The organism is Erythrobacter sp. BLCC-B19, from assembly GCF_028621955.1.
Lineage (GTDB): Bacteria > Pseudomonadota > Alphaproteobacteria > Sphingomonadales > Sphingomonadaceae > Erythrobacter.
Map to the genome: position 1 here is coordinate 2609949 of NZ_CP117516.1, position 26897 is coordinate 2636845.

Below are 26897 nucleotides of genomic sequence, written 5' to 3' on the forward strand. Positions count from 1 at the left end.
GCCATGATCCGCACCGCCCTTGCCGCAGCCACGCTGCTTATCGCTGCCTCCCCGGCCGTTGCCCAGACCCAGCAGGAGGCGCTCGAGACCCGCCACGACCGCGCGCTGGCGGCGGGATACAAGGCGCTGATGCTGTGCAGCGCCATCGCTATTGCCGAGCGCAACGGAGCAAGCCGGTCGCCCGAGAGCGTCGCGGCTTGGGAGTTGACCGGCGTGCAGGCGCCGCTTGATGCGGTGATCCGTGATTTGCCGTTCACCATCCGGCGCGGGCCCGAGGGCGAGGTCGCGCAGGTGGCGGTCGAATGGGCGACAGACATGGCTCCGAGGGTGGCGGTCAACTATGGCGCAGACACCGGTTGCTCCGCGCTCCCGATCGGCGCGAAGGTCGAGGGTGGCGAGCCTTCAGCCGCGACGAAGCCTGCCAGACCCAGCACCTTGCTTGCGCTCGCAGCGTCGCAGGAAGTGTCGCCAGCGCTTGTCGATGCGGTCGGTTCTGCCTTTGAGGATCGCTACGGCACGGGCACGCGCACCACGGCGGTGCTGGTGTCGCATCGGGGCAATATCGTCGAACAATACCAGTCCGACTTCGAAGAGAATGTGCCGCAGCGTACCTGGTCGGTCGCCAAGAGCATCGCAGCGACGCTGGTTGGTGCAGCAGTGAAGGCTGGGGATGCGAGCGTTGAAGACCCGGTCGGGCTGAATTACTGGCGCGGAGGCGGCGGGATTGATCCGCGCAATGCCATCACCATTGATCACGCGCTGCGCATGGCGAGCGGGCGCTATTCCGACACGCCGGGCAATCGCACCGATCCGCTTTATTATGGCGGATCGAGCGTGGATGAAACGGCGACCGCTTGGCCGATCCTGCACCCGCCAGGCACGGTGTTCCGCTATGCCAACAATGATACGCTGATTGCGGTGAAGGCAATCGAGCAGTGGCTCGAGTTCTATCCGCCGGCCGGTTTCTTCGCGAAGCTCGGGATGACGCACACGGTCGCGGAGACCGACTGGAAGGGCAATTACATCCTTTCCTCGCAGGTCTGGACCACGGCGCGCGATCTGGCGAAGCTGGGGCAGCTTTACCTCAATGACGGCAAGCTGCCTTCGGGCGAGCGGGTGTTGCCGGAAGGCTGGGTGAAGTATGTCAGCACCCCGTCCGGCCCGCAGCCGCCCACCGGCACCTTCGGATATGGGGCGGGGTTCTGGCTGCTGAACAAGGAAGAGGGCGTTCCCCCCGATACCTTCGCGGCGATCGGCAACCGGGGGCAATATGTGGTGATCGTGCCGTCGCGCGGGGTGGTGATCGTGCGGCGGGGTGAGGATCCGGCGGGGGCTGGGTTCGATATTGCCGCCTTTACCCGCGATGTGCTGGCGGGGCTGGGGGGCGACTAATAGGCGCCGTTCAGTAAAAGAGCCTCCAACATTAACAATTCCTGCCAAGCCAATTCAGCTTCGCATCAGTCCGAATCGCGCAAAAGCATCCTCGACACCCACGGCAATCCCGCCTCAGGTGCCAGACGAGGAATGTTTCGATGACCACCAAGACCAACCGGCTGGCCTCCGGCAAATCGGCCCGGCTTGTCCTCGGCGCGGTCGCGGCGACTGCGCTGACCGCTGCTTCCGTCACGCCTGCGCAGGCGCGCGATCGTGACCGCGACGGCATCAGCGCGGGCGAGATCATCGCTGGCGCAGTGGTGATCGGCGGCATTGCGGCGCTGGCCGGGGCCTTCGACGGCGACCGTGACCGCGACCGCTGGGACGACCGCGGCCGCTGGGATCGCGGTGACCGCTGGGATCGCGGCGGATACGGCTTTGCCGGTGGCCCCCGCGCGGCGGTGGATCGCTGCGTGCGCGCCGCCGAAAACCAGGCCCGGCGCTTTGGCGGCTATCGCTATGCCGATGTGATCGACGTGCGCGATATCGACCGCACCCGTGACGGGTTCCGCGTGCGGGGCCGGATCGATGTCGGTGGTGGCTGGAACCGCAATGATCGCGGCAACTTCACCTGCCGCCTCGATGGTCGGGGCGCCCCTCTGATCGACTTCAGCGGCATCCGCGGCCTGCGCTGATCGCCCTGTTCCCTGCCGCGCGCCGCCCTCTCCCCCCTTTGCCTCGGCGCGCGCATCCTTGCCGCCCCGTGCCGACACCCGGCGCGGGGCGGTTTTTCGTGTGAACGGTTCAGCCCAGCGCAAGCTCGGCACGGTTAGTCTTGCGCGTATCGGGGCGTTGGTGGGCGCCGCACACGGCAACAGGAGAGAGCGCAATGGCTCTGATGGTTCGCGCGGCTGCGATGGCGGGCGCGCTTGTGGGTTCCACCTTGATCGCATCCCCTGCTCTGGCAGCGCCGCTATCTTCGGCGCCGTCCTTCAGCGCGCCCCAGAACATTCTGGCCGCAAGCCGCTACGATCCCGCCGACGCGGTTGCCGACTGGCGCTGCCGGGGCTGGGGCTGCGGCCGCCGGGGCTGGCGGCGCGACCGGGTTGATGCGGGCGACGTGATCCTGGGTGCGGTGGTGATCGGCGGGATTGCCGCGATCCTCAGCTCCAACAACCGCCGCGAGCGGGAGCGCGATGTCGTGATTGTCGAGCGCGACGCCGATTTCCGCGACCGTGACGAACGCCGCGATGATCGGCGCGCGGCACCGCGCGGCACCGGATCGGCGGGCCTCGATAATGCGGTGAATATGTGTCTCGACCGGATCGAGCGTGACGTGCGTGTCGATGCGGTCGACAATGTGCAGCGCACCGGTGCGGGCTGGCAGGTCACCGGTTCGCTGTTCAATGGCAGTGGGTTTACCTGCCGCATCGGCAATGACGGGCGGATCGAGACGATCGATTACAGCGGCAGCTTTGGCGCAGCCGATTGGCGCGATGATCGTCAGGCCGCAGCGGTGCCCGCTCCCGGTCAGTGGGATGATGCCCGCTATGCCAGCGCGCGTGCGGCAGTGGGCGGCACGGTGCGCCCCGATATTGCGGTGAGCGAAGCCGATATGAGCGCGTCGGTCGATATCCCGCGCCGCGCCGCCAGCACCGCGATGCCTGCCTATCCGGGCGGGCCGATCCCGGGCGAGGTGATCCCCGAAACGATCGACGAGGATATCGGCGGCTAGCTTGACTGTGCGGGGCCGCCGTAGCTCGGCAGCCCCCATTCCCAGCGGATCGCAGCGCTGCGAAGTGCAAAGCCGCAGGCAAATGCAAGGCTCCATGCGGCCGAATCCGGCAAGCCCAGCGACGGTGCGGCCAGCATCCCCGCCACGCACAGCGCCGAACTGAGTGCGGCGGGCGTGACGTAGAGCTCTGGGCTCATGATGATCGACGGGCGGCCGGCCACCACGTCGCGGATGATGCCGCCGACGCAGCCGGTGATCACCCCCATCAGCGCGGCGGGCACCGGCGGAATGCCATAGGCCAGCGCCTTGGCGCTCCCCAGCACCGCATAGGCGGCGAGCCCCGCGCCGTCGGCATAGTCGAAGCCCTTGCCCTGCCACCAGCGAACAGGTGTGAACCATGCGATCAGCGCCGTGCCGAGGCAGACCACCGCGACCCAGGCGTCAGTGATCCAGAACACCGGCGCCCCGATCAGCAGATCGCGCACCGTGCCGCCGCCGACACCCGTCACCAGTGCAAAGAAGCCCATCGTCACGAAGGTCTGCTTCAGGCGCGCGGCCAGCACGGCACCGGACAGGGCGAACAGCGCGATCCCGGCGATGTCGAGCCAGTCGAGGATCGGGGTGAGGACGGCAGCTGGCGTCATGCGGCAGGCGTGGTGGGAGCAGGCCGGGCCTTGCGGCGGCGGAACATCAGCACGCAGCCGATCAGCGCGCCCGTGAGCGACAGGGCGGCAAACGCGATCAACAGGGGGTGACTGGTATCCTCGCGCTCCGACAGATCCATGATATGCAAGCCCCATGCGAGGTCGAAGGCGCGCCACCAGCGGGTGCGCACCGCCTCGATTTCGCCGGTGTCGCGCCCGACATAGACATTTGTCCCGTCCGCCAGCGCGACCTGCCACACCGTCAGCGGGCGGCGGAAATCGAAGGGGGTCTGGTCAGCCGGGAACAGCGTGACCCGCGCGGTCTTGTCGCCACCCACGATCCGCGCCGCCACCAGCGCGCGGGCGGCGGCGGCATCGAGCGGGGGCAGGGGCGTGCCGGTTGCGAAGTCGACCCGGCGGGTGGTCCCGTCGAGCCCGGTCAGGATGGCCACGGCCCGGCCATTCTGCATGGTGACGTGCATGGCAGCGAGCTTCGCCTCGGCACCGGCGAGCGTGCTGCCGGGAATGGCGAGTGGCTGCGCGGCGATCTCACGCCGCAGATGCTCGCCGCGCACCTCCTCGATGGGGCGCGAGACCATGAACAGGCCGGTCGCCAGCCACATCGCGATCGGAACACCGACCAGCCAGCCGAGCCAGACGTGCCATTTTGCAAGCGAGCGCATGGTGATCTTCATGCTGCGAGCCATGGCCGAGGCCGATCAGTGGTGCAACACCTGGCCGATCGCCTCTGCCGCCGCGATGCAATCGAGATCGCGCCAGCGCGGGCCGATCACCTGCATCCCGCACGGCAATTCGCTTCCGAGATAGGTGCCGCTGCCGATGGGCAGAATGGTCGCGGGCAGACCGGGGAAGGTCGCCATGCCTGACCACACCAGCCCGCTGCTGCCCGGGTGTTCGGCTCCGTTGATCGTCAGAGTGCCGCGAAACACCGCAGTATCGGCATGGGGGACGGCCAGCACCGGTGCGGGCGGGGCGAGCACGAAGTCATAGAGCTCGAACAGCGCCTCCCACCGCGCCATGGAAGCGGCCTGCGCGTCGAGCAGGTCGAACCAGTCGGTCGCGCTGGCCCGCTTGCCATCGGGGGCAGGCGCGCCGCGCGCCATGACGATGTTCATCATCTTGAGATAGGCGCGGTATTGCACAGCCTGATCGGGCAGCAGATCGCTGGCCCTGTCGATTGTCACGCCTGCGCGTGCAAGGGCCTGGAGCGCCGCCTCGGTCGGGCCGGCGACGCTCGCGTCTACCTCTGCGCCGGGCAGGGAGGTGACGGCGAGCAGGCGGCAGTCCTTCAGCGGCTTGGGGCGGCGGCGCAGCGGCATGTCGGCACCGACCTCGACCAGCGCGGCAAGATCGGGTGCATTGCGGGCCAGCGGCCCGGCGATGCTGAGCGGACTGTCGGCTGCGGCGATGAAACCATCAGCGCGCGACATTCCCGGGAAATCATGGCCATGCTTAGGGACAAGCCCCCAGGTCGTCTTGTGCCCCCACACCCCGCAGAAATGCGCGGGCACCCGCACCGATCCGCCGATGTCGGTGCCATATTCCCCCGGCACGATCCCGGCCGCGACCGCCGCGGCGCTGCCGCCAGACGATCCTCCGGGGGAACGCTCGGGATCATGCGGGTTGCGGGTGCGGCCATAGACCGGGTTGAAGCTCTGCCAATCGGTGAGGTCGACCGGCACGTTGGTCTTGCCGATGATCACCGCACCTGCGGCCTTCAGCCGCCGCACCAGCAGCGCATCGCGCGGGGCGATGGCGTCGCGATATTGCGGGTGGCCGAAGGTGGTAGGCAGGCCCGCGACATCGAAGCTCTCCTTCACCGTCATCGGCACGCCGAAGAGTGGCTGGTCGAGCCGCCGCTGCAGCTTGTCCATCGCCCGCGCGGTTTCATACGCGCGTTCGAAATCGGTGACGGCGATCGCATCAAGTTCGGCATCGAGCCGGCCGGCGCGGGTGATCGCCGCATCGACGGCTTCCGCGACACTCAGCTTGCGCGTGCGGATCGCCAGCGCGGTTTGCAGAACCCCGGCTTTGTCAGTCAGTTGCGGATAGGCCATGCGGCGATGTTTCCCCTGTCTCCCGCAGCAGGCTCTATCGGGACGCGCGGCAGGCTGGAAGACTGATAATTGAGGGGGTGCCTAATTCAATCGCTGCAACCGGGAATCAACCCGCAGGACAAGGTCGACCGGCAGATAGAGCCCCTGACCATGCGCGCGAATCTCTCCGGTCTGGAGCGAGAGGATCGTTGCTCTGGTATCGGTGAGCCGGCCCCTTGGCGCTGCCAGCGCGCGGTCGATCTTGCCGCGCAGTTCGGCGAAGTCCTTCTCGAAATTCTGGGTCAGCGCCGCGGTGATGGCGTCCTGAAAGCCGGGCGAATTGGCGAGCGCGAAGAGAAACTCCTCGCCCACAAGGTCGGTGCTGCCGGTGATCGTGACATCGGCGAAGCGCACCATGCGCGATCCGGCCTCGGTGAGGGGGCGCGCACTCAGCCAGATCCGCCCCGAGGCCTTGTCGATCATCGCCATGTCCGAGGTGGCGCTGATCTGCGCGCCCACCGCGATGCGGCCCTCGCCGGTGCCGTAGACCCTGATCTCCTCAAAGCGCGCGGTCACGCTGCCGTAATCCGGGATGACGAAGGGCCGCTGGGCGCGCTTGGCCAGCGCCTCGGCGATGACGGGCTCGAGGACGGCATAGTCGGCGATCACCGGCACATGGAGGTCGGACAGGGGGAGCGACTTTTCCCGCCGGGCAAGGGCAGGCAGATCGCTCATCGCAGGGCGTTCAGGCTTGGTGCCGACAAAGGTCTCGAGCAGCGCATCGAGCCCAAGCCGCAGCGTCAAGGCGCGCCCCTCAACGGCGTAGCCACCGAAGCGGAACCGCTCAGGGGTCATGCGGCCCCAGACCGCCGGATTCTTGCGATTGAGCACGAACACCCTGTGCGCTTCCTTCCACCCTTCCGCGGCCGTATCGCGCACCGGCAGCCGCGCCAGTTCGCGCGCAACGATACGCTCGACCTCGCGCTTGACCGGACGCAGCTCGCGGTCGGCTTCCGAGGTGAAGGTGATGCGCTGGCCCATGAAGTCGATCCCCGGTTCGCGCGTCCAGCGGTAATCGAGCCGGGTGGTGCTCATCAGCCGCCAGTCGGGGGCCAGATCGAGCGTGAGAGCCAGCGTGACCTCAGCCGCGCCGGTAGCGGTTTCCCCCTTGAAGATCCCCGCCACATCGCGCGCGGCAATCGTGCCCCTCACCGGCAGGGTGACAAACAGAGATTCGCCCTTGCCGCTCAGCCGCAGCTTTCCGCGCGTGACCGTGCCGATGATGTGGCACTCGATCCGCGGCGACTTGATCTTGAACAGTTCAAGATCGACCTTCTTCGAGGCGACACATTCGCTCCCCGGCCGGTCGATCTGCCACAATTTGCGCGGCACCTCGCGTTCGAGCGCGGCTTCGAGCTGCGCCAGATCGACCTTGAGATCGACCGCGACTTGCGAGGTTTCCTTGGGAAAGATGATCGGGTCGGTCGCGCGCGGCGGGCCACCGCCTGCCGGATCGGCAGCATTGCCGCACCCCGCCAGCAGCAGCAGGGCCGCGCTTGCGCCCGCGATCATCATTCTGCCGAGCGCGCCCACGCCATCCTCCCCGCTTTGGCCTGTCGCAATAAGCGATAGCGGATCAAGACCTTGCGTGAAAGTGCGCTAAACCTGTGGTGGGGGAAGGCGTTCGGCGACGCCCAGCGCCAGCGCAAAGCCCAGGATCGGGGCAGCGCCGTAACCGATCAAGGGAAAGGGGAAGGGGGCCATCACCGCAACCGCGCCAAGCCCGATCAGCAGCGCGGCGAGCGGCCAGCCCTGTTCGGGCGCAAGCCGGGGGGCGGTCATCAGAAACCACACGGGCACCAAGAACAACAGGATCGCGAGCACCCCCGCCTGCCATGGCGAATGCTCTGCGATATGGGCCAGCACGCCCTCGGTAAAGCGCTGGGGTTCGAGCGTGCCTGCATCGAAGGTTGCCATCGCCAGACCCAATGCAGCAAGGCTCACAAGGGCGTGGGCGGGGCTGCGCCACATGGCAGCGAGCACCCCGCCCGCGAGCCCCAGGGCGGCCAGCGCCGCCGCATCCGGTTGCAGCGTTAGCGCCGCGCCCGCCAGCCCCAGCAGCGCTGCGCTGACCCACCGCGAGAGCCGCCCAGCCAGCACGACGATCAGCGGCAGCAGCAGCGGCCCGGATTGCAGCATCATCGGGCCTGCCGGAAACCAGCGCGATACCCCGCCAACCACGGGGCCGAGGATCACAGGAAGATTGAGTGCAAGCGCCGCGAGTATGCCCAGTGCAAGGCGGGTGGTGTCGTTTCGAGGCGCCCGTCCGGCCAGCACCCACGCCACACCAGCCGCCAGGGCCGCGGCATTGACCGCGATCAGCCGCGCGGGCGCACCAAAGGCCCAGAGGTAGAGCAGCCCGGCCAGCACCGGGATGGCAAGGGGCAGGGTGAGCCGCCAGCGATCAAAGGCAGGCCCGCTCACCCTTTCGCCATTACATATGGATCGGCTTGCCCGTCACCGCCATCGCCGCTTCCTTGAAGGCCTCGGCATGGGTGGGGTGGGCGTGGCAGGTATAGGCGATGTCCTCGGACGTCGCGCCGAATTCCATCGCCTGCGCGGCCTGAGCGATCATCGTGCCCGCGAGGGAGTTGATCATCCACACGCCGACCACGCGGTCGGTTTCCGCATCGGCGATCACCTTGACGAAGCCGTCGGTGTCGCGGTTGGCCTTGGCGCGGCTGTTGGCCATCATCGGGAACTTGCCGACCTTGACCGCGAGCCCGCGCTCCTTGGCCTGCTCCTCGGTGATGCCGACGCCCGCGATTTCGGGCGCGGTGTAGACGACGCTCGGGATCACATCGTGGTTCACGATGCCCGTGAGGCCCGCGATGTTCTCGGCGACCGCGATGCCCTCATCCTCGGCCTTGTGCGCGAGCATCGGGCCGGGGACGACGTCGCCGATCGCCCAGATGTTCGGGACGGCGGTGGCGAAGTCGTGGTCAATTTCGATCTGGCCGCGGTTGTTGAGGGTGAGGCCCGCCTTTTCCAGCGCCAGCCCCTCGGTGTTCGGGCGGCGGCCGATGGCAACCAGCACGTGGCTGGCGGTGACGGTCTTGGCCTCGCCGCCCGCTGCCGGTTCGACAGTCAGGGTGACGGTCTTGCCGTCCACATTCGCAGCCGTGACCTTGTGGCCGAGCATCATGTCCATGCCCTGCTTCTTGAAGATCTTCTGCGCTTCCTTGCGCACTTCGCCGTCCATGCCGGGGAGCAGCTGGTCGAGGAATTCGATCACGGTGACCTTCGCGCCCAAGCGGCGCCACACCGAGCCAAGCTCCAGCCCGATGACGCCGCCGCCGATCACCACGAGGTGTTCGGGCACTTCATCGAGATCGAGCGCGCCGGTGCTGTCGACGATGCGCTTGCCCGCGTTATCGACCGTCACGCCGGGCAGCGGCGTCACCGAAGAGCCGGTGGCGATCACGATGTCCTTGGCGGTGACCTTCTGGCCCGCCACATCCACGGTGTGCGCATCTTCGAAGGCCGCATGGCCCTTGAGCCAGGTGACCTTGTTCTTCTTGAACAGGAACTCGATCCCGCCGGTCAGCTCGCCCACGGCCTTGGTCTTTTCGGCCATCATCTTGCCGAGGTCGAGGGTGGGGGTCGCAGTGATGCCCCAGGTGGCGAAATGCCCGCCCGCGGCTTCCTCGAACAGCTCCGAGCCGTGCAGCAGCGCCTTGGAGGGGATGCACCCCACATTGAGGCAGGTGCCGCCGAGCGTGGCGCGGCTTTCGACGCAGGCGGTCTTCAGCCCCAGCTGCGCCGCGCGGATCGCCGCGACATAGCCGCCGGGGCCGGCACCGATGATGAGGACGTCGTAATCGTAGGAATGGTCAGCCATTTCCAAAAACTCCGTTCGCCCTGAGCTTGTCGAAGGGCTGCACTTTCTTCTGTCCGTCGGTCCATGAAGCAGGACAGGGCTTCGACAAGCTCAGCCCGAACGGATATTTGGTCGAATGATCAAAGATCAATGAGCATCCGGGTAGGATCTTCGATCGCGTCCTTGATGATCTTCAATGCGGTCACCGCCTCGCGCCCGTCGATCAGGCGGTGGTCGTAGGACAGGGCGAGATACATCATCGGACGGATCACGATCTGGCCGTTGCGCACCACCGGGCGGTCTTCGATGCGGTGGAGGCCCAGCACCGCGCTCTGCGGCGGGTTGATGATCGGGGTCGACATCAGCGAGCCGAACACGCCGCCGTTCGAGATCGTGAAGGTCCCGCCGGTCATGTCCTCCATCGTCAGCGTGCCCGCCTTCGCGCGCGCGCCGAAATCGGCGATGTCTTGCTCGATCCGGGCAAAGCCCTTCTTGTCGGCGTCGCGGATCACGGGGACGACGAGGCCGTTGGGGGCCGAGACCGCGACCGAGATGTCGACATAGTCGTGATAGATGATCTCGTCGCCGTCGATATAGGCGTTGACCGCGGGCACGTCCTTCAGGGCAAGGCACGCGGCCTTGGCGAAGAAGCCCATGAAGCCGAGGCGGATGTCGTGCTTCTTGGCGAAGAGGTCCTTGTACTTGTCGCGCGCTTCGATGACGGCGCTCATGTCGACGTCGTTGAAGGTGGTTAGCAGCGCTGCGTTGTCCTGCGCGGCCTTGAGGCGCTTGGCGATAGTCTGGCGCATCCGCGTCATCTTGACGCGCTCGGTGCCGCGTGCGCCGGAGCCGCTGGTGACTGGCGCCACGGGGGCGGCGGCAGGCGCCGGAGCGGGGGCAGCGCCGCCCTTGGCCTTGGCCTCAGCCGCGGCAAGGACGTCTTCCTTGGTCAACCGGCCGTCCTTGCCGGTGCCCTTGATGGTCGAGGGATCAACCCCGTGTTCGAGCACTGCGCGGCGCACTGCGGGCGACATGGTCTGGGCAGGCGTGAGCAGTTCGCCGGTGGCCGCCGGGGCCGGGGCCGGGTCAGCCTTGGCAGCGGCGGGAGCCGGGGCGGCCGCGCCATCCTCGATGATCGCGATCACCGCGCCGACTTCGACCGTGTCGCCGACAGCGACCACGTGCTGGCTCATCACGCCTGCGACCGGCGAGGGCACATCGACCGCGACCTTGTCGGTCTCGAGGCTGGCGATCGGTTCGTCCACGGCGACAGCCTCACCGGGCTGCTTGAGCCATTCGGCGATGGTGCCTTCGGTGACGGATTCGCCGAGGACGGGAACTTTGATTTCGGTGGCCATTGGAATGGGTTCCTGAAACTTGCTTACATCGTGTCTGAAGAAAGGGCGGGCCGGTTACAGCCCCAGCGCGGCAGCGATCAGCGCTTCCTGCTGGGCCTTGTGGCGGCTGGCGAGGCCCGTGGCGGGCGAGGCGGCGGCATCGCGTCCGGCATAGCTCGGCCGCATCCCTGCATGACCCGCCTTGGTCAGCGATTCCTCGATCCGCTCGTTGACGAAGAACCAAGCGCCGTTGTTGCGCGGCTCTTCCTGGCACCACACGACCTCTTCGAGATTGGTCATGCGTTCCAGACGCAGTGCCAGCGGATCGCCGGGGAAGGGGAAGAGCTGCTCGATCCGCACGATCGAGACATCATCCTTGCCCGCCGCATCGCGCGCTTCGATCAGGTCATAGGCGACCTTGCCCGAACACAGCACCAGACGCCGCACCTTGTCGTCGGCGATCGGCTTGGGGTCGGACAGGATGCGCCGGAACTGACGATCACCGAGGAACGAGCTCTTCTCGCTCTTGGCCATCGGGTGGCGCAGCAGCGACTTGGGGCTCATGATGATGAGCGGCTTGCGGAACGACCGCAGCATCTGGCGGCGCAGCACGTGGAAGTAGTTGGCCGGCGTGGTGATGTTGCACACACACATATTGTCGTCGGCGCACAGCTGGAGGAAACGCTCCAGACGGGCAGACGAGTGCTCCGGCCCCTGGCCTTCATAGCCATGCGGCAGCAGCATCACGAGGCCGTTGGCGCGCAGCCACTTGCTCTCGCCGCTGGCGATGTACTGGTCGATCATGATCTGCGCGCCGTTGGCGAAATCGCCGAACTGCGCTTCCCACAGCACGAGGCTCTTTGGATCGGCCATGGCAAAGCCGTATTCGAAGCCGAGCACGCCATATTCCGACAGGGTGGAATCGTGCACCTCGAACTTGCCGTGGGGCAGGGTGGAGAGCGGCACGTATTTGCGCTCGGACTTCTGGTCGACCCACACCGCGTGGCGCTGCGAGAAGGTGCCGCGACCTGAATCCTGCCCCGACAGGCGCACGCCGTAGCCTTCCATGATGAGGCTGCCGAAAGCCAGCGCCTCGGCGGTCGCCCAGTCGAAGCCCTCACCGGTCGCGAACATCTCGCGCTTGGCGGCGAGCACTCGGTCGAGCGTCTTGTGGACTTCGAGATCGGCGGGGACTTCAGTCAGCACCCGGCCCAATGCGTCGAAGGTCTTGGGCTCGATCGCGGTTTCGACCGAGCGGCGCGCGGTTTCAGGGTCGGCGGGCTTGTTGAGCCCGGCCCAGCGGCCCCCGAACCAGTCGGCCTCGTTGGGCTTGTAGCTCTTGCCGGCCTCGAATTCTGCTTCGAGCAGCGCAGTGAATTCAGCGGCGATCCGATCACGCGTGCCGGGCTCGACCACGCCTTCACGGATCAGGCGCGCTTCGTAGCTGACGCTGACCTTGGGGTGCTGGCGGATCTTGTCGTACATCACCGGCTGGGTGAACTTGGGCTCGTCACCCTCGTTGTGGCCGAAGCGGCGGTAGCACCACATATCGATCACGACGTCGCGGTGGAAGGTCTGACGATATTCGACCGCGAGCTTGCAGGCGAAGGTCACCGCCTCGGGATCGTCACCGTTCACATGGAGGATCGGCGCCATCACGCCCTTGGCGACATCGCTCGGATAGGGCGAGGAGCGCGCGAACTTGGGGCTCGTGGTGAAGCCGATCTGGTTGTTGATGATGAAGTGGACGCAGCCGCCGGTGTCGTAGCCGGGGACGCCCGAGAGCGAGAGGCTCTCCCACACCACGCCTTGCCCCGCGAAGGCCGCATCGCCGTGGATCAGCACAGGGAGCACCTGGTCCTTCTTCTTCAGGTCGTCACGGATCGCCTGCTGCGCGCGGGTCTTGCCCAGCACCACCGGGTTCACCGTTTCAAGGTGCGAGGGGTTGGGCACAAGGCTCATGTGCACCGAGATCCCGTCGAACTCGCGGTCGGTCGAGGTGCCGAGGTGATACTTCACGTCGCCCGAACCGCCGACATCGTCGGGGTTGGCCGAGCCGCCCGAGAATTCGTGGAAGATCACGCGGTAGGGCTTGGCCATCACGTTGGCGAGCACGTTCAAACGCCCGCGGTGGGCCATGCCGTAGATGATCTCGCGCACGCCCGCGCTGCCGCCGTGCTTGATCACGGCTTCGAGCGCCGGGATCATGGACTCGCCGCCATCGAGGCCGAAGCGCTTGGTGCCGACATACTTCTTGGCGAGGAATTCCTCGTAGCCTTCCCCGCGCAGCACCGCGGCGAGGATCGCCTTCTTGCCCTCTGGGGTGAACTGGATCGTCTCGCCGGGCTTTTCGAACTTGTCCTGAAGGAAGCGGCGTTCCTCGGTGTCGGCGATGTGCATATATTCGAGGCCGACCTTGCCGCAGTACACTTCGCGCAGGCGCAGGTGCAGCTTGCCGACCGTCGTCCACTCCATGCCGAGCACGCCGCCGACATAGACTTCCTCGTTCTCCTTGCCCGCAAGGCCGTGCCATTCGAGCGTGAGGTCAGCCGGGCCTTCGCGGTTCGACAGGCCGAGCGGATCGAGGTCCGCCGCCATGTGCCCGCGCACACGGTAGAGGCGCACCAGCGTCATCGCCGCGATCGAAAGCTTGGCGGCTTTCTCGACCGCTGCGGGGTCGGAGGCCTTGCCCGCATCCTTCGCCGCCTTGGCGACCGCGAGCTTCATCTCGGTCGGGTCCATCGCGGCGGTGAGGTCCGCGCCGCTGTCAGCCAGCGTGTCGAGCCAGCCGCGCTTCGCCCACGAGGGGCCGGGCTGCGGGCCTTCCTGATCGGTGAAGGCGGGGATGAAGTTCTGCGGTTCGTTGCCCATCGGGGGGACTCCTGGGGAGGAGGAAGCAATAAGGGGAGGGCGGTCCCCCGGCGCTCAGAACGCCGGGGAGCACGCGTCGTTAACTCAGGCGTTTTCTTTCAGCATCGCCGCCAGCGTCTCGCCGAGCAGCGAGGGCGAGGGCGAGACGCGGATACCCGCGTCCTCCATCGCCGCGATCTTGTCTTCCGCGCCGCCCTGGCCGCCCGAGACGATCGCGCCCGCGTGGCCCATGCGGCGACCCGGAGGGGCGGTGCGCCCGGCGATGAAGCCGACCATCGGCTTCTTGCGGCCCTTGGCAGCCTCGGCCTTGATGAAGGCGGCGGCTTCCTCTTCGGCCGAGCCACCGATTTCGCCGATCATGATGATGCTCTCGGTTTCCGGATCGTCGAGGAACAGGTCGAGCACGTCGATGAAGTTGGTGCCGTTGACCGGATCGCCGCCGATGCCGACCGCGGTGGTCTGGCCGAGGCCCGCCATGGTGGTCTGGTGCACGGCTTCATAGGTGAGCGTGCCCGAGCGCGAGACGATGCCGACGCTGCCCTTCTTGAAGATGTTGGCCGGCATGATGCCGATCTTGCACTCGTTGGGGGTCAGCACGCCGGGGCAGTTGGGGCCGATCAGGCGCGACTTGGAGCCCGCGAGCGCACGCTTGGCGCGGACCATGTCGAGCACCGGGATGCCCTCGGTGATGCAGATGATCAGCTCGATCTCGGCATCGATCGCCTCGCAGATCGCGTCGGCGGCGAACGGCGGCGGGACGTAGATGCACGAGGCAGTCGCCCCGGTCGAGGCCTTGGCTTCGCGCACGGTGTCATACTGCGGAAGGCCGATATGGGTGGTGCCACCCTTGCCCGGCGTCACGCCCGCGACCATCTGCGTCCCGTAATCGAGCGCGGCCTGGGTGTGGAAGGTGCCGGTGTTGCCGGTCATCCCTTGGGTGATGACCTTGGTGTCTTTGTTTACGAGGATGCTCAACTCATCTCTCCATTATCGTCACCCCGGCGAAGGCCGGGGCCCAGTTTAGTGGCAAACCAACTCGAACAGGTCGTTCCAGTCGGGGTTCATTTCTTCGATGCGGCGCAGCTTCCACGCCCGCCGCCATTCCTTCATCTGCTTCTCGCGGAGGATGGCTGCTTCGATGGTGCCGTGGTGTTCGAACCAGACCAGCATCTTGCAGCCATACTTCTTCGTGAAGCCGTCAATCAGTCCTTCCCGGTGCCCCCACGCGCGCTTCGCAAGATCGCTGGTGACACCGATGTAAATCGTTCCGTTGCGGCGGCTTGCCATGATGTAGACGTAGCCGCCGTATTCCATCGTAGTCCTTAGTCGCCTCCCCGGCGCAGGCCGGGGCCCAGAAGCGAGGGCAGAACTGGGTCCCGGCCTTCGCCGGGATGACGAGGGAGAAAATCAAGCAAGGCTGCTATCCAGCGCCTTGCACGCCTCGAGCAGTTCCTTGACCGCGTCGACGCTAACCTGGAGGTTGGCCTTCTCTTCATCGGTGAGGTTGATCTCGATCACCTCTTCCGCGCCGCCTGCGCCAATCACCACCGGCACGCCCACATAGAGCCCGTCGACGCCATACTTGCCGTCAACCTGCACCGCGCAGGGCAGGATGCGCTTCTGGTCGTAGAGGTAGGCTTCGGCCATCGAAATGGCGCTGGTGGCGGGGGCATAGAAGGCCGAGCCGGTCTTGAGCAGCGCGACGATCTCGCCGCCACCGGAACGTGTGCGCTGGACGATCTCGCCGAGGCGCGCTTCGGAAATGCCCTTGATCTTGGCCATGTCCGCAACGGGGATGCCGTTGATGGTCGAGTAGGACAACACCGGCACCATCGTGTCGCCGTGGCCGCCGAGCACGAAGGCGTTCACGTCCTTCACCGAAACACCGAATTCCCACGCAAGGAAGGTGGCGAAGCGCGCCGAGTCCAAGACGCCCGCCATGCCGACGACCTTGTTCGCGGGCAGGCCCGAAAACTCGCGCAGCGCCCAGACCATCGCGTCGAGCGGGTTGGTGATGCAGATCACGAAGGCATCGGGGCAGTTGTCGCGGATGCCTTCGCCGACCGCCTTCATCACCTTGAGGTTGATGCCGAGCAGGTCGTCGCGGCTCATGCCGGGCTTGCGCGCGACGCCCGCGGTGACGATCACGACGTCCGCGCCCGCGATGTCGGCATAGTCGTTCGAGCCGGTGATGCTCGCATCGAAGCCCTCGACCGGGCCGCACTGGCTGAGATCGAGCGCCTTGCCCTGCGGGATGCCTTCCGCGACGTCGAACAGGACGATGTCGCCAAGGCCCTTCAGAGCCGCGAGGTGAGCGAGCGTGCCGCCGATATTGCCGGCGCCGACGAGGGCGATCTTCTTGCGGGCCATTTTTAGGACTTCCTTCCCTGATCCTCGGGACGAAGCGATGAAGCGCGCATGAACAAGCGTGGCGCCAGTGCCCACCCCCGTCCCAAGCGGCTGGGCACCCGTTACATGAGGCGCGGTAGGCCGCTCAAAACACGATTGCAACCGTCAAAAAGTCGTAAGCGGCAACTATCTTTGCAAACAGTTCGCAATTGCATTAATGCGTGGAGCGGGCGCACTAAGGGAACGCCCTGAGGCGGTGCCGTAAGGTAAGCGGCAGTGGGGGGAGCAATCAGGCCGGTTCGAGGCTGCGCTCGGCCCGCGCGGCGAGGCGGCGGTCGAACATCCGGGTCACCGCCAGCCAATGATCGCGCGCATCGGCATCGTCGCGCGCGCCGGCTTCGGCGGCGAGATCGACCGCGGCTTCGGCAGCGGCCAGCCCGTGGACGGCAAAGTGCTTGAGCGCCTCTGTCAGCAGCGGATCGAACCGCACGCCGCCGACTGCCGTGTCGCCATTGTCATTGGCCGCCCGCGCCAGCGCCGGGGCGACCAGCCCGCGTCCTGCCGCGCGCCACCCGAGACGGCGGGCGGGATTATTGGCGGAGGCAAAGCGGACAGACATTCGGCGGGCGGTTCCTGTTTTTTGTGAGCGCTGGCAACAAAAATGCGCCGGCGCGTCACAATTCTCTAGGCTCCGTGCCGCTAAGGCTTGGTGTGGCAACAGGGTTGCCAACGTCTTAACCGTGTTCCGCGGTGCGTCAGTTGCCCGGCGAGGGGGCGGCGCCCGGCTGGGCTTTCCACTGCCCGGCGCGGGCATATTCGCTCTTCACAGCGCCCGTTCCGGCATAGGCTTCGGCCGGAGCCGAGGTGGGGGCGGCGGCGGGTGCGGGGGTCTTGCCTGCGCGTTCGGCCTGCGCGCGCACCGGCACGGGGCCGAGATCATAGGCGATCACCGGGCGGCTGGCTCCGGCGCTCGCGTTGGCGGGGAGCGGCGTGGCAGCCGCAGGGGCAGGAGAGGTCCGCCCGCTCACCACCGGTTCAAGCCCGGCATAGCCGCTGCTGAAGGCGCCCGCCTGCCCGCTCGCCCCGCGGGTGCGGTAGAAACGGTGTGCGCCGATCGTGCCGATATGGTCGAGGCTCGCGGCCCAATAGGGATTGACCCAGAGCGTGTGGTAATGGGTCGCAAGGCCGACGGGGGCATAGACCGCGCCGTTCAGCGCCTCGTTCGCAATCGCTTGCGCGCGCGCCCAGCTCGCCCCGCCCGGACGGCGCGCCAGGCTGCCGTCGCAGGTGAAGGTGAACTGGCACCCGGTGCTGCGCTCCGAACCCTGATAGACGACCCCGCACACACTCGAGGGCCAGCTGGGGTGGGCGACGCGGTTGAGGACGACCTGCGCGACGGCGCGCTGTCCGGCCTCGCTCTCGCTGGCGGCCTCGTACCAGATGGCCTGCGCAAGACATTCGGCGGCGCGCATCTGGGTGATGCCGCTGCCGGCACCGAAGAACGGCTTGGCCGCCGCGCCGACATCGATCAGCGCGCCAAGCTCGCGCCCGCTTTCCGCGCCGAGGCCCATCGGATCGTCGGTCGGCAGAGCGACCAGCGCGGTGCCCGCAGGGTCGGCCATGTAGAAATAGGCGGAGCCGGGAAAGCTCATCCCGGGCCGCTCGAACGGCAGCGCAGCCTCGGCCGCCTTGCGGGTGGCGAGCGCGGCGGTGCTTTCGACCGCGTTGCCGGGAAGGGTCGTGATCCCGCGATCGGTGAGGCCCGGGGCGGCCATTGCGGGCACGGCGATGGCCGCGATCAGCACCGCGATCCGCTTGCGCCACAGCGTGCTGCTGAAGGCCGCGGGCAGCCGCCAGCGGCGGGCCGGGCGTTTGGCCGAAGCCGAGGGCATGAAGCCAGAAGAAGGGGAGCGCGCAGCAGCCATGTTCGCGGCCCGCTCTACGCGCCGGGGCGCCGCGGGGCGAGGGCGGTGCACCCCCGCGTCCCGTTTCAGGACAGCGCGCGGGCAGGCGTTAATCCGTTGCGCAGCGACCAGCGCCGCCCTATCGCGAGGGCGAGATATGGCGCGGGATCGCATCAGGTTTTGGGGGGCAGGCGTGCTGCTGGCGGCGGCGCTGCTGGGGTCTTGCGCGCCCGCAGCATCGGTGCGCGGCGACGATCCGGCGCATCCGACCATCGTCAGCCTCAACCCCTGCCTCGATGCGATCCTGGTCGAAATCGCCCCGCCGGGGCAGGTGCTGGCGCTGTCGCACTACAGCCGCGATACCGCCTCCAGCTCGATCCCGGCCGAAGTCGCCGCGCGCTATGGCGTCACCGGGGGCACCGCCGAGGAAGTGATCGCCGCGCGGCCCGATCTCGTGCTCGCCTCGATCTTCCTCCCCCAGCCGACCCGCACCGCGCTGGAGCGCGCCGGGCTCAGGGTCGAAACCTTCGGCAGCCCTTTGACCATCGCCGAGAGTGCCGAACAGGTGCGAGAGGTTGCGCGACTGGCGGGGCGCGCGCAACCGGGCGAGGCGCTCGCAGAGCGCATTGCCGCGCCATCCCAGGCGGCGGGCGCGCCGATCGACGCGCTGCTGTGGCAGGAGGGCGAGATCGTCGCGGGCGAGCAGACCCTGATTGCCGAACTGCTGCGGCAGGAAGGCTTTGCCAGCCATGCCGCCGCGCGCGGATTGCAACAGGCCGACCGGGTCAGCCTCGAAGCCCTGCTCGCCGATCCGCCGCGCGTGCTGCTGGTGGCGGGCGATGCGCCGGGGCAGCGCCATCCGCTGGTCGCCGATGTCTACAAGAGCATGGTGGTCGCCGATTTCGACCCTTCGCTGATCTATTGCGGCGGGCCGACGATCCCCAAGGCGCGCGCCCGCCTGCGTGCCATCCGCGCCAGGGCCGAGGCGCGGATATGACCCGCGCCAATCTCGTTTTCGCGACCCTGCTCGCGATGCTGTTCCCGCTTTCGCTGCTGGCGGGGCGGGTGTGGATTGCGCCCGCTGACTTCGGCCCTGGCAACACGCTGCTGATCCTTGCCGACCTGCGCCTGCCGCGCGCGGTGCTGGCGGTGACCATCGGCGCGGGGCTGGGGGCCGCGGGTGCCGCAATGCAGGGCTATCTGCGCAATCCGCTCGCCGACCCCGGCCTGTTCGGCATCGCGCCGATGGCAGCGCTGGGCGCGGTGGCGAGCTTCTGGCTTGGCAGCGCCATTCCGCCAGCGTGGGCGGCGTGGAGCCTGCCGCTGATGGCGCTCGCAGGCGCAGGGCTGGGCATGGCCGCCCTCGCGCTGATTGCCGGGCGCACGTCGAGCGACGCGGCGGGCGGGGCAGGGGGCGGCATCGCGCTGTTCACGCTCGCGGGGTTGATGCTGGCGAGCCTTGCAGGCGCCCTGACCGCGCTCGCGATCACGCTCGCGCCCAATCCCTTTGCCCTCTCCGAGATCGTGATGTGGCTCAACGGCGCGCTGACTGACAGGTCGTGGCGCGAGGTGTGGATCGCCGCGCCCCTGACGCTTGGCGGGGTCGCGGTGCTGGCGCTCGCCGCGCGCAGCCTCGATGCATTGACACTGGGCGAGGAGACGGCCCGCTCGCTCGGCGTTGCGCCGGGGCGGCTGCTGGCGCTGCTGGTGGCAGGCGTGGGGCTGACGGTTGGCGCGGGGGTGGCGGTGGCGGGGATCATCGGCTTTGTCGGCCTCGTCGTCCCCCATCTGGTGCGCCCGCTGACCGACCGGCTGCCCTCCAGCCTGATCCTGCCGAGCGCGCTCGCCGGAGCCTGTCTCGTGCTGCTCGCCGACAGCGTGGTGCGGGTGCTGCCGCTGGTGACCGAGCTGCGGCTCGGCATCGCCCTGTCGCTGATCGGCGCGCCATTTTTCGGCTGGCTGCTGCTGCAGATGCGGAAGGGGCAGCTATGACCCTCGCAGCGGAACGCCTGACCCTGCGACGCGGCGGCCGCGCGGTGGTGCGCGATGTCACGGCGGCGCTTCTGCCGGGGCAGATCACGACGATCGTCGGTCCCAATGGTGCGGGCAAATCATCGCTGCTGCTGGGGCTGGCGGGCCTGATTAGCCCCGCTGGCGGCGATACGATGCTGGACGGCGCCGCCCTTGCCGCGCGTCATCCGCGCGATCGGGCGCGGGCCGTCGGCTATCTGCCGCAGAGCCCCGAGATCGCCTGGGACGTCGCGACCGAGGCGCTGGTGGCGCTGGGCCGCCTGCCATGGGGTGACCGGGGCGAGGCCGAGGTGGCCGCCGCGCTCGCTGCACTCGATTGCCAGGACTTGCGCCATCGCCCCGTCAGCCAGCTTTCGGGCGGCGAGCGCGCGCGGGTGCTGCTTGCGCGGGTGCTGGCAGGAAGCCCGCGCTGGATCCTCGCCGACGAGCCGCTCGCCGCGCTCGACCTTGCCCATCAGCTGCGCCTGATCACCCATCTCAAGGCCTGCGCCGGCGCAGGGCAGGGGGTGGTGGTGGTGCTCCACGATCTCGCCCATGCGATGAACCATGCCGACCGGGTGCTGGTGCTGAAGGACGGCGCGCTGATCGCCGACGGCCCGCCACAGACAGCACTGGCGCCGGAGATGATTGCGCAAGGCTGGGACGTGAAGGCCCGCTGGATCGGCACACCCGGCGCGATGGCGCTGGTGACCGGCTAGCACCCCAAGCCCGGGAAAAGAGGCCGGGAAACCGGAACAGGAAGGCGGGGATTTCGGGGCCCCATCAACCATGTCCCGGCCCCAGACCGGGTCTCTCAAGCCAAGCCAGGATGCGACCCTGAAGGCCCCGGCGGGAGAACCGCGAAGAGGGGGTTCTTATGGCGGGCCTAGGGGATTCTGGCGACTTCAGATTTTCTGTAGGGTGGGCGGATTTGTTGCAAACCATTGAAAAAAATGAAACCTTGAGGTTCAGCGGTTCAAGCCGCAGCTTTTTGACCGGATGATCTCATTCCACCACGTAGCACCAGAAATCACCGACGAGGATGCTGGCGCTTCCATATGCGATGCGTCCAAATCCTTTCTGGCCCCATCGCGAACCCATGCTGTTCTGCACGATCCAGCACTGCTCCTCATCGTCGTAGCCGATCAGCAACATGGCGTGGTTGAATGTTTTTGCTTCGCCGATCTGGTCTCGATAAATGCTGTCATCTCTGATGTGCTTCAAGCTTTCACCTGCGGACACGAGAGCGACCAAGGGCGCATATGTGGCGAGAATACCCTTCACCAACTCCGGGGTGCTTGCTGAGTTATAGCTGGCTGCGCGCACCACACTGGGCGTGAAGTCCTTGCACGCGAGCCCCGGCGCATATCCGGATCCCGCGCGCGGCGCGCCCACATCACAAAGATTGTCCAGGCTGCGCTTTACCAGATAGTTCCCTTGAGAAAGCGGTAGGCCCATGGTGCAGGCGTGGAACATCTCCGCATCAAGGGGAGGAATGGGTGCTTCCACAATCTGCCGCCGGGCACGAAGCGCCGCAACCAGGCTATGAGAAAAGCAAGTCTGGTGTTCTCCCTGATCCGCGACTGGCGGCAGCACGCCCCGGTTCCTCCAGCTGAATTTGCGGCCTGATGTTCGACCGAAGGGCACAGCCTTGAACCGTAGCTTTGCCGGATCGAATTCGGGTATGCCTTCAACTCTTGCCCACCCAGCGCCGGATAATGGTTGTTCGTCTGTCATTGCCACACTCGCCCACTTGGTCTGATCGTCACCTGTTATGGCGTCGCGCTACTTTGGCGCGGTCGCTTCGGCATAGCGCCTCTCCGCTTCAAGCTTGGCGAGTGCGGCCTCGGAATTGGCGGTCTCGGCCTTCCGCAATGCGGTACTAGCAGCGAGCGCCTTGATGGCTTCGTCATTCGGGTCGAGGGTCTTTTCAACAAGCGCAGCCTCGGCGTCCGCTTGTCCCTTTTTTGCTTTGGCCAGCGCTTCTCTGGCCTTTGCGAGTTCCTCCTGGCGCTTGACTTCGTTCAGGTCGGCCTTGCGGGATTGCCCGATAGTTGTCTCGACTTCGCCTAGCAGTGTTTTGACAACGCCGGCGGCAGCGTCGCTCTGCGCGCGCTTCTGTTCGTAACCCGCACTGGTAAGCACGCCGCTTTGCGAGAAGGTGGCAGATAGCGTCGCGTTGGTGAACATGGCGCTCTTGAACGGCAGGAAAAACGTAGTGTCGGCGTTCATCATCTGAACGGGAAACGCCTTGACGACATTGGCCTTCGCTGCTCCGCCGTCGCCAGGGGCACCGCCTACCACTGGCTTGCTACATTTTGATGCCGCACACACCGTCAGGGTAGCAGGAACGGCGATCCTATACCTCACGCCGCTTGCAGCGTCTCCTCTTTCGCCCCCGGTGTAGCGATCAGCGAAACGCGAATTGACAGCCAAATCCAAGTAGAGCGAGTTTTTCGTCGCCAGCTTCTTGGCCTCGTCGTCAAAATTGACATTCTTGATCGCTGCCGCGCAAATCTTGTCATCTTGAGAGCAATACTTGAGCGGATCAGTCTCGATCCATTTCAGCAGCTTGTCGGGATCGATCATGTGCTCCTCAGCACCTGCTGATCCCGCCTTTGTTTCAGAGACAAGGATGGTCTTGGTGTAGGTGATGCCCTTCTGGGCTTCAGCCAAAACCTTCGATGCGCCGTCGAGTTCGTGCTGTGCAGCAGAAACCTCGTTGATCAGTCTGAAGTGCTCGTTCCTCTGGGCATCGGTAATTGATGCTCCTGCCCTGATAATGACGCTGCCATATGCTTCAAGACTCTGTGTGGCTGCCTTCAGTTTATCTGTCTTCTGGTCAACGCCATCAACGAAGCGACCGCCATCCAAGGTCTTGCCCGATTTGGCCTCCTTGACCTTTTTGAGGGCGTCGATGAGTTCAGCTGAACAGACAAGCTGGATCGGTTTCTGACCATCACGCCCGTCGCCAAAGGCCATCATTCGGCCAAGCGCGCCGACAGCCGTGAGCGATGTGGTCAACAATTCGCCGGTCTTGTCGTCGGCCGACGCGTTGATGCTCTTGATCGCGCCGTTGTCATAGAAATCGACCTTGACGCTGCTCGTCTTGGTGAAGGCATCAAGCGACGCATAATCAATGACGTAGAGGCCATCGGGATCCGCAGCGGTCGCCGATGTCATTTCGGCCTTCGGCGTTAACGTAAGGGCCTTGTCGTTCTCTCCGCAGCTCGCTGTCCAGGACAGCTTCGTCTCAAATTGTGTGACGGGCAAGAAATAGGCGATACCCTGCCGCGAGGGCGCTTTGCCCTCGTTAAAGTGATGCACCTTCAGCGTGGTGCAGCCTTGCAGGATGACGCTTGAGATTGCGACGAACAGTACCGACTTTTTCATGACGCCCCCTGATTGTTCAACCTAGGCTGCTATCTTCGCGCCACGAACGCGGACTGCGTGCGTGCAGTCGTCAGCCACCCCACCCGGATCAATCCCTCATCTGCCGCGTTAAGTCGCGTATGTGGGGCCACATCGGTCCTGTGTCTTTTCCCACACCCCGCCCTTGACCCGCGCGAACATTTCCGGAACACGTCACGCCCATGAGCCTCACCAAAATCTCCGTGCGCGGTGCGCGCGAGCATAATCTCAAGGGTATCGACATTGATCTGCCGCGCGATGCGCTGATCGTGGTCACGGGCCTCTCGGGCAGCGGCAAGTCTTCGCTGGCGTTCGACACCATCTATGCCGAGGGCCAGCGGCGCTATGTCGAGAGCCTCAGCGCCTATGCGCGCCAGTTCCTCGAGATGATGCAGAAGCCCGATGTCGAGCATATCGACGGGCTCTCGCCGGCGATCTCGATCGAGCAGAAGACGACGAGCCGCAATCCGCGCTCCACGGTCGCGACGGTGACCGAGATCTACGACTATATGCGCCTCTTGTGGGCGCGGGTCGGCACGCCCTATTCACCCACCACCGGCGAGCCGATCAGCGCGCAGACTGTCAGCCAGATGGTCGACCGGGTGATGGCGCTGCCCGAGGGCACGCGCGCCTATCTGCTCGCGCCGGTGGTGCGCGGGCGCAAGGGCGAATACCGCAAGGAAATCGCCGAATGGCAGCGGCAGGGCTTCACCCGCGTGCGGATCGATGGCGAAATCTACGCCATCGAGGACGCGCCTGCGCTCGACAAGAAGTTCAAGCACGACATCGAAGTGGTGGTTGACCGGATCGCGGTGAAGGACGGCCTCCAGACCCGCCTCGCCGAAAGCTTCGAGACCGCGCTGAAGCTCGCCGAGGGGCTGGCCTATGTCGACCTTGCCGACGGCGTGGTGCCGGGGCGCGAGGCCGAAGAACAGGGCGGCGCGATGAAGGGTGCAGGCCTGCCCGCGAACCGCATCGTCTTTTCCGAGAAATTCGCCTGCCCGGTGAGCGGCTTCACGATCGAGGAAATCGAACCGCGGCTGTTCTCCTTCAACGCCCCGCAAGGCGCGTGTCCGGCCTGCGACGGGATCGGCGAGAAGATGCTGTTCGACCCGCAGCTGGTGGTGCCCAACGAGGCGCTGACCCTCAAGCAGGGCGCGGTGGTGCCCTGGGCCAAGTCCAACCCGCCGTCGCCCTATTACATGCAGGTGCTCGCCAGCCTCGCCAAGGCCTATGGCTTCGACCTGACGACCCCGTGGAAAGACCTCGCGCCCGAACAGAAGCTCATCATCCTCCACGGCACGGGCGGGCTGCCGGTGCCGCTGACCTTCAAGGACGGGCGCCGCGAATATACCGTCCACAAGCCGTTCGAGGGCGTGATCGGCAACCTCAATCGCCGCCTGCTCCAGACCGAAAGCGCGTGGATGCAGGAGGAGCTGGGCAAGTACCAGACCGCGCAGCCCTGCGAGACCTGCGGCGGCAAGCGCCTCAACGAGAAGGCGCTGTCGGTGAAGATCCCCGGCGCGAACGGGCCGACCGACATCGCCACCCCGGTGCAGATGAGCGTCGCCGATGCCAAGGCGTGGTTCCTCGATCTCGACCAGTATCTCACCCCGCAGCAGAGCCAGATCGCCAAGGCCATCCTCAAGGAGATCAACGAGCGGCTGGGCTTCCTCGACAACGTGGGGCTCGATTACCTCAACCTCGACCGCACCTCCGGCACGCTGTCGGGGGGTGAGAGCCAGCGCATCCGCCTCGCCAGCCAGATCGGCAGCGGGCTGTCGGGCGTGCTCTATGTGCTCGACGAGCCCAGCATCGGCCTCCACCAGCGCGACAATGACCGGCTGCTGGAAACGCTGAAGCGCCTGCGCGATCTCGGCAACACCGTGATCGTGGTCGAGCATGATGAAGACGCGATCCGCGCCGCCGACCATATCGTCGACCTCGGCCCCGGTGCGGGGGTGCATGGCGGGCAGGTGGTTGCGGAAGGGACGCTCAAGCAGATCCTCAAGGCCAAGGGCTCTCTCACCGCCGATTACCTCACCGGCAAGCGCAAGATCGACGTGCCGGCCAAGCGCCGCAAGGGCAACGGGCATCACATCGTGGTCAAGAACGCGCGGGCGAACAACCTCAAGGGCGTGACCGCCAAGATCCCGCTCGGCACCTTCACCTGCATCACCGGCGTGTCAGGCTCGGGCAAATCCTCGCTCACCATCGACACCTTGCAGGCGGGCGCCTCGCGCGTGCTCAACGGCGCGCGGGTGATCGCGGGTGCGCATGACGAGATCACGGGCTTGCAGCACTGCGACAAGGTCATCGAGATCGACCAGTCCCCCATCGGCCGCACCCCGCGCTCCAACCCCGCCACCTACACCGGCGCCTTCACCCAGATCCGCGACTGGTTCGCCGGCCTGCCGGAGAGCCTCGCGCGCGGCTACAAGCCCGGGCGCTTCTCCTTCAACGTCAAGGGCGGTCGCTGCGAGAAGTGCCAGGGCGACGGGCTCATCAAGATCGAGATGCACTTCCTCCCCGACGTCTACGTCACCTGCGAGGAATGCGGCGGCAAGCGCTACAACCGCGAGACGCTCGAGGTGAAGTTCAAGGGTCACTCGATCGCCGACGTGCTCGACATGACGATCGAGGACGCCGAGGAATTCTTCAAGGCCGTCCCCCCGATCCGCGAGAAGATGCGGATGCTGAACGAGGTCGGCCTCGGCTACGTCAAGGTCGGCCAGCAGGCGACCACGCTGTCAGGCGGCGAGGCGCAGCGGGTGAAGCTGGCGAAGGAACTGGCAAGGCGCTCGACCGGGCAGACGCTCTACATCCTCGACGAGCCGACCACCGGCCTGCATTTCGAGGACGTGCGCAAACTCCTCGAAGTGCTGCACCGGCTGGTGGAGCAGGGCAATTCGGTGGTGGTGATCGAACACAACCTCGACGTGATCAAGACCGCCGACTGGATCATTGATCTGGGCCCCGAGGGCGGGGTGCGCGGGGGGGAGATTGTCGCGGAGGGCACCCCGGAGAAGGTGGTGAAGGAGCCGCGGTCGTTCACGGGGCGGTATCTGGCGCCGTTGTTGGGGGGTAATCCTTCCCGGAACGGAGAGGGGGCAGTCCTGAGCCTGTCGAACTGATGGTGGAGCGGTGAGCGCCGCTGATCAGGACGCTCCTGTTCACAAGCCTCGTCATGCTTAACTAGTTTCTTCATCCAATCTGCAGCAAACGTTCGCGTCGCTAGGGGAAGAATGGTTCTATAGAAAATTATAGAGATAGAACGAAAACATAGTTAATAAACTGAAGGAATATTTCTATAAATTTTATATGA

22 protein-coding genes are annotated in these 26897 nt (G+C 66.3%); 7 read left to right on the forward strand and 15 right to left on the reverse strand.

The window, feature by feature from the left end; genetic code table 11:
- The first annotated feature begins 3 nt into the window (after positions 1 to 3).
- The 3 genes from PS060_RS12185 to PS060_RS12195 all read left to right on the forward strand — a co-directional run bounded on the left by PS060_RS12185 (position 4) and on the right by PS060_RS12195 (position 3109).
- Positions 4 to 1392, forward strand: coding sequence for a serine hydrolase domain-containing protein (locus tag PS060_RS12185; protein WP_273983486.1), 1389 nt, complete (start codon positions 4 to 6; stop codon positions 1390 to 1392).
- A gap of 140 nt (positions 1393 to 1532) precedes the next feature.
- Positions 1533 to 2069 (forward strand): hypothetical protein, encoded by a 537-nt coding sequence (locus PS060_RS12190; protein WP_273983487.1) that lies wholly within the window; start codon positions 1533 to 1535, stop codon positions 2067 to 2069.
- 194 nt (positions 2070 to 2263) lie between these two features.
- Entirely contained in the window at positions 2264 to 3109 is an 846-nt protein-coding gene (locus PS060_RS12195) for a hypothetical protein (RefSeq protein ID WP_273983488.1), read from the forward strand.
- Here PS060_RS12195 and PS060_RS12200 read toward each other — a convergent pair.
- The 13 genes from PS060_RS12200 to PS060_RS12260 form a co-directional block, all read right to left on the reverse strand.
- A complete protein-coding gene (locus PS060_RS12200) occupies positions 3106 to 3753 on the reverse strand; it encodes a trimeric intracellular cation channel family protein (RefSeq protein ID WP_273983490.1) in 648 nt (215 codons plus the stop codon). The genes PS060_RS12195 and PS060_RS12200 overlap by 4 nt on opposite strands.
- Complete coding sequence (locus PS060_RS12205; RefSeq protein ID WP_273983491.1) at positions 3750 to 4448, reverse strand: hypothetical protein; 699 nt, start codon at positions 4446 to 4448, stop codon at positions 3750 to 3752. Before PS060_RS12205 ends, PS060_RS12200 begins: the two co-directional genes overlap by 4 nt.
- A gap of 24 nt (positions 4449 to 4472) precedes the next feature.
- Positions 4473 to 5831 carry an amidase family protein gene (locus PS060_RS12210; RefSeq protein ID WP_273983493.1) on the reverse strand — a complete coding sequence of 453 codons (1359 nt, stop codon included), beginning with the start codon at positions 5829 to 5831 and terminating at the stop codon, positions 4473 to 4475.
- A gap of 81 nt (positions 5832 to 5912) precedes the next feature.
- Positions 5913 to 7385, reverse strand: coding sequence for a DUF4403 family protein (locus tag PS060_RS12215; RefSeq protein WP_273983495.1), 1473 nt, complete (start codon positions 7383 to 7385; stop codon positions 5913 to 5915).
- A gap of 84 nt (positions 7386 to 7469) precedes the next feature.
- The gene (locus PS060_RS12220; protein WP_273983497.1) at positions 7470 to 8294 is read right to left on the reverse strand and encodes a hypothetical protein; all 825 of its coding nucleotides are present in this window, start codon (positions 8292 to 8294) and stop codon (positions 7470 to 7472) included.
- A 10-nt stretch (positions 8295 to 8304) separates the two neighbouring features.
- On the reverse strand, positions 8305 to 9711 hold the full coding sequence (gene lpdA, locus PS060_RS12225; protein ID WP_273983499.1) for a dihydrolipoyl dehydrogenase: 1407 nt from the start codon (positions 9709 to 9711) through the stop codon (positions 8305 to 8307).
- A gap of 119 nt (positions 9712 to 9830) precedes the next feature.
- The gene (gene odhB, locus PS060_RS12230; RefSeq protein ID WP_273983501.1) at positions 9831 to 11048 is read right to left on the reverse strand and encodes a 2-oxoglutarate dehydrogenase complex dihydrolipoyllysine-residue succinyltransferase; all 1218 of its coding nucleotides are present in this window, start codon (positions 11046 to 11048) and stop codon (positions 9831 to 9833) included.
- A 54-nt stretch (positions 11049 to 11102) separates the two neighbouring features.
- Entirely contained in the window at positions 11103 to 13898 is a 2796-nt protein-coding gene (locus PS060_RS12235) for a 2-oxoglutarate dehydrogenase E1 component (RefSeq protein ID WP_273983502.1), read from the reverse strand.
- Positions 13899 to 13982: 84 nt separating this feature from the next.
- Positions 13983 to 14873: a succinate--CoA ligase subunit alpha gene (sucD, locus tag PS060_RS12240; protein ID WP_273983504.1), complete on the reverse strand. Its 891-nt coding sequence runs from the start codon at positions 14871 to 14873 to the stop codon at positions 13983 to 13985.
- Between the two features lie 45 nt (positions 14874 to 14918).
- Entirely contained in the window at positions 14919 to 15212 is a 294-nt protein-coding gene (locus PS060_RS12245) for a GIY-YIG nuclease family protein (protein ID WP_273983506.1), read from the reverse strand.
- 93 nt (positions 15213 to 15305) lie between these two features.
- A complete protein-coding gene (gene mdh, locus PS060_RS12250) occupies positions 15306 to 16268 on the reverse strand; it encodes a malate dehydrogenase (protein WP_273983508.1) in 963 nt (320 codons plus the stop codon).
- 268 nt (positions 16269 to 16536) lie between these two features.
- Positions 16537 to 16866: a hypothetical protein gene (locus tag PS060_RS12255; protein WP_273983510.1), complete on the reverse strand. Its 330-nt coding sequence runs from the start codon at positions 16864 to 16866 to the stop codon at positions 16537 to 16539.
- Between the two features lie 136 nt (positions 16867 to 17002).
- Positions 17003 to 18172, reverse strand: coding sequence for a cell wall hydrolase (locus tag PS060_RS12260; RefSeq protein WP_273983512.1), 1170 nt, complete (start codon positions 18170 to 18172; stop codon positions 17003 to 17005).
- Between the two features lie 136 nt (positions 18173 to 18308).
- Here PS060_RS12260 and PS060_RS12265 point away from each other — a divergent pair, with 136 nt between their 5' ends.
- Genes PS060_RS12265 through PS060_RS12275 form a run of 3 tightly spaced genes read left to right on the forward strand, consistent with a single transcriptional unit; the run spans position 18309 to position 20880 of the window.
- A complete protein-coding gene (locus tag PS060_RS12265; protein WP_273983514.1) occupies positions 18309 to 19148 on the forward strand; it encodes an ABC transporter substrate-binding protein in 840 nt (279 codons plus the stop codon).
- Positions 19145 to 20143 (forward strand): FecCD family ABC transporter permease, encoded by a 999-nt coding sequence (locus PS060_RS12270; RefSeq protein ID WP_273983516.1) that lies wholly within the window; start codon positions 19145 to 19147, stop codon positions 20141 to 20143. Before PS060_RS12265 ends, PS060_RS12270 begins: the two co-directional genes overlap by 4 nt.
- On the forward strand, positions 20140 to 20880 hold the full coding sequence (locus PS060_RS12275) for an ABC transporter ATP-binding protein (protein WP_273983517.1): 741 nt from the start codon (positions 20140 to 20142) through the stop codon (positions 20878 to 20880). Before PS060_RS12270 ends, PS060_RS12275 begins: the two co-directional genes overlap by 4 nt.
- A gap of 286 nt (positions 20881 to 21166) precedes the next feature.
- On the opposite strand, the gene PS060_RS12280 is transcribed toward PS060_RS12275, so the two are convergent.
- On the reverse strand, positions 21167 to 21898 hold the full coding sequence (locus tag PS060_RS12280) for a C1 family peptidase (protein WP_273983519.1): 732 nt from the start codon (positions 21896 to 21898) through the stop codon (positions 21167 to 21169).
- Positions 21899 to 21946: 48 nt separating this feature from the next.
- On the reverse strand, positions 21947 to 23554 hold the full coding sequence (locus tag PS060_RS12285) for a hypothetical protein (RefSeq protein WP_273983521.1): 1608 nt from the start codon (positions 23552 to 23554) through the stop codon (positions 21947 to 21949).
- Between the two features lie 200 nt (positions 23555 to 23754).
- Here PS060_RS12285 and uvrA point away from each other — a divergent pair, with 200 nt between their 5' ends.
- The gene (gene uvrA, locus PS060_RS12290; RefSeq protein ID WP_273983522.1) at positions 23755 to 26706 is read left to right on the forward strand and encodes an excinuclease ABC subunit UvrA; all 2952 of its coding nucleotides are present in this window, start codon (positions 23755 to 23757) and stop codon (positions 26704 to 26706) included.
- Positions 26707 to 26897: the final 191 nt, after the last annotated feature.

Bases quoted from the DNA above. Each gene is read 5' to 3' on its own strand.
- PS060_RS12185 (WP_273983486.1), top strand. From the start codon at position 4: ATGATCCGCACCGCCCTTGCCGCAGCCACGCTGCTTATCGCTGCCTCC.
- PS060_RS12190 (WP_273983487.1), top strand. From the start codon at position 1,533: ATGACCACCAAGACCAACCGGCTGGCCTCCGGCAAATCGGCCCGGCTT.
- PS060_RS12195 (WP_273983488.1), top strand. From the start codon at position 2,264: ATGGCTCTGATGGTTCGCGCGGCTGCGATGGCGGGCGCGCTTGTGGGT.
- PS060_RS12200 (WP_273983490.1), bottom strand. From the start codon at position 3,753: ATGACGCCAGCTGCCGTCCTCACCCCGATCCTCGACTGGCTCGACATC.
- PS060_RS12205 (WP_273983491.1), bottom strand. From the start codon at position 4,448: ATGAAGATCACCATGCGCTCGCTTGCAAAATGGCACGTCTGGCTCGGC.
- PS060_RS12210 (WP_273983493.1), bottom strand. From the start codon at position 5,831: ATGGCCTATCCGCAACTGACTGACAAAGCCGGGGTTCTGCAAACCGCG.
- PS060_RS12215 (WP_273983495.1), bottom strand. From the start codon at position 7,385: ATGATGATCGCGGGCGCAAGCGCGGCCCTGCTGCTGCTGGCGGGGTGC.
- lpdA (WP_273983499.1), bottom strand. From the start codon at position 9,711: ATGGCTGACCATTCCTACGATTACGACGTCCTCATCATCGGTGCCGGC.
- odhB (WP_273983501.1), bottom strand. From the start codon at position 11,048: ATGGCCACCGAAATCAAAGTTCCCGTCCTCGGCGAATCCGTCACCGAA.
- PS060_RS12235 (WP_273983502.1), bottom strand. From the start codon at position 13,898: ATGGGCAACGAACCGCAGAACTTCATCCCCGCCTTCACCGATCAGGAA.
- PS060_RS12245 (WP_273983506.1), bottom strand. From the start codon at position 15,212: ATGGAATACGGCGGCTACGTCTACATCATGGCAAGCCGCCGCAACGGA.
- mdh (WP_273983508.1), bottom strand. From the start codon at position 16,268: ATGGCCCGCAAGAAGATCGCCCTCGTCGGCGCCGGCAATATCGGCGGC.
- PS060_RS12255 (WP_273983510.1), bottom strand. From the start codon at position 16,866: ATGTCTGTCCGCTTTGCCTCCGCCAATAATCCCGCCCGCCGTCTCGGG.
- PS060_RS12260 (WP_273983512.1), bottom strand. From the start codon at position 18,172: ATGGCTGCTGCGCGCTCCCCTTCTTCTGGCTTCATGCCCTCGGCTTCG.
- PS060_RS12265 (WP_273983514.1), top strand. From the start codon at position 18,309: ATGGCGCGGGATCGCATCAGGTTTTGGGGGGCAGGCGTGCTGCTGGCG.
- PS060_RS12270 (WP_273983516.1), top strand. From the start codon at position 19,145: ATGACCCGCGCCAATCTCGTTTTCGCGACCCTGCTCGCGATGCTGTTC.
- PS060_RS12275 (WP_273983517.1), top strand. From the start codon at position 20,140: ATGACCCTCGCAGCGGAACGCCTGACCCTGCGACGCGGCGGCCGCGCG.
- PS060_RS12280 (WP_273983519.1), bottom strand. From the start codon at position 21,898: ATGACAGACGAACAACCATTATCCGGCGCTGGGTGGGCAAGAGTTGAA.
- PS060_RS12285 (WP_273983521.1), bottom strand. From the start codon at position 23,554: ATGAAAAAGTCGGTACTGTTCGTCGCAATCTCAAGCGTCATCCTGCAA.
- uvrA (WP_273983522.1), top strand. From the start codon at position 23,755: ATGAGCCTCACCAAAATCTCCGTGCGCGGTGCGCGCGAGCATAATCTC.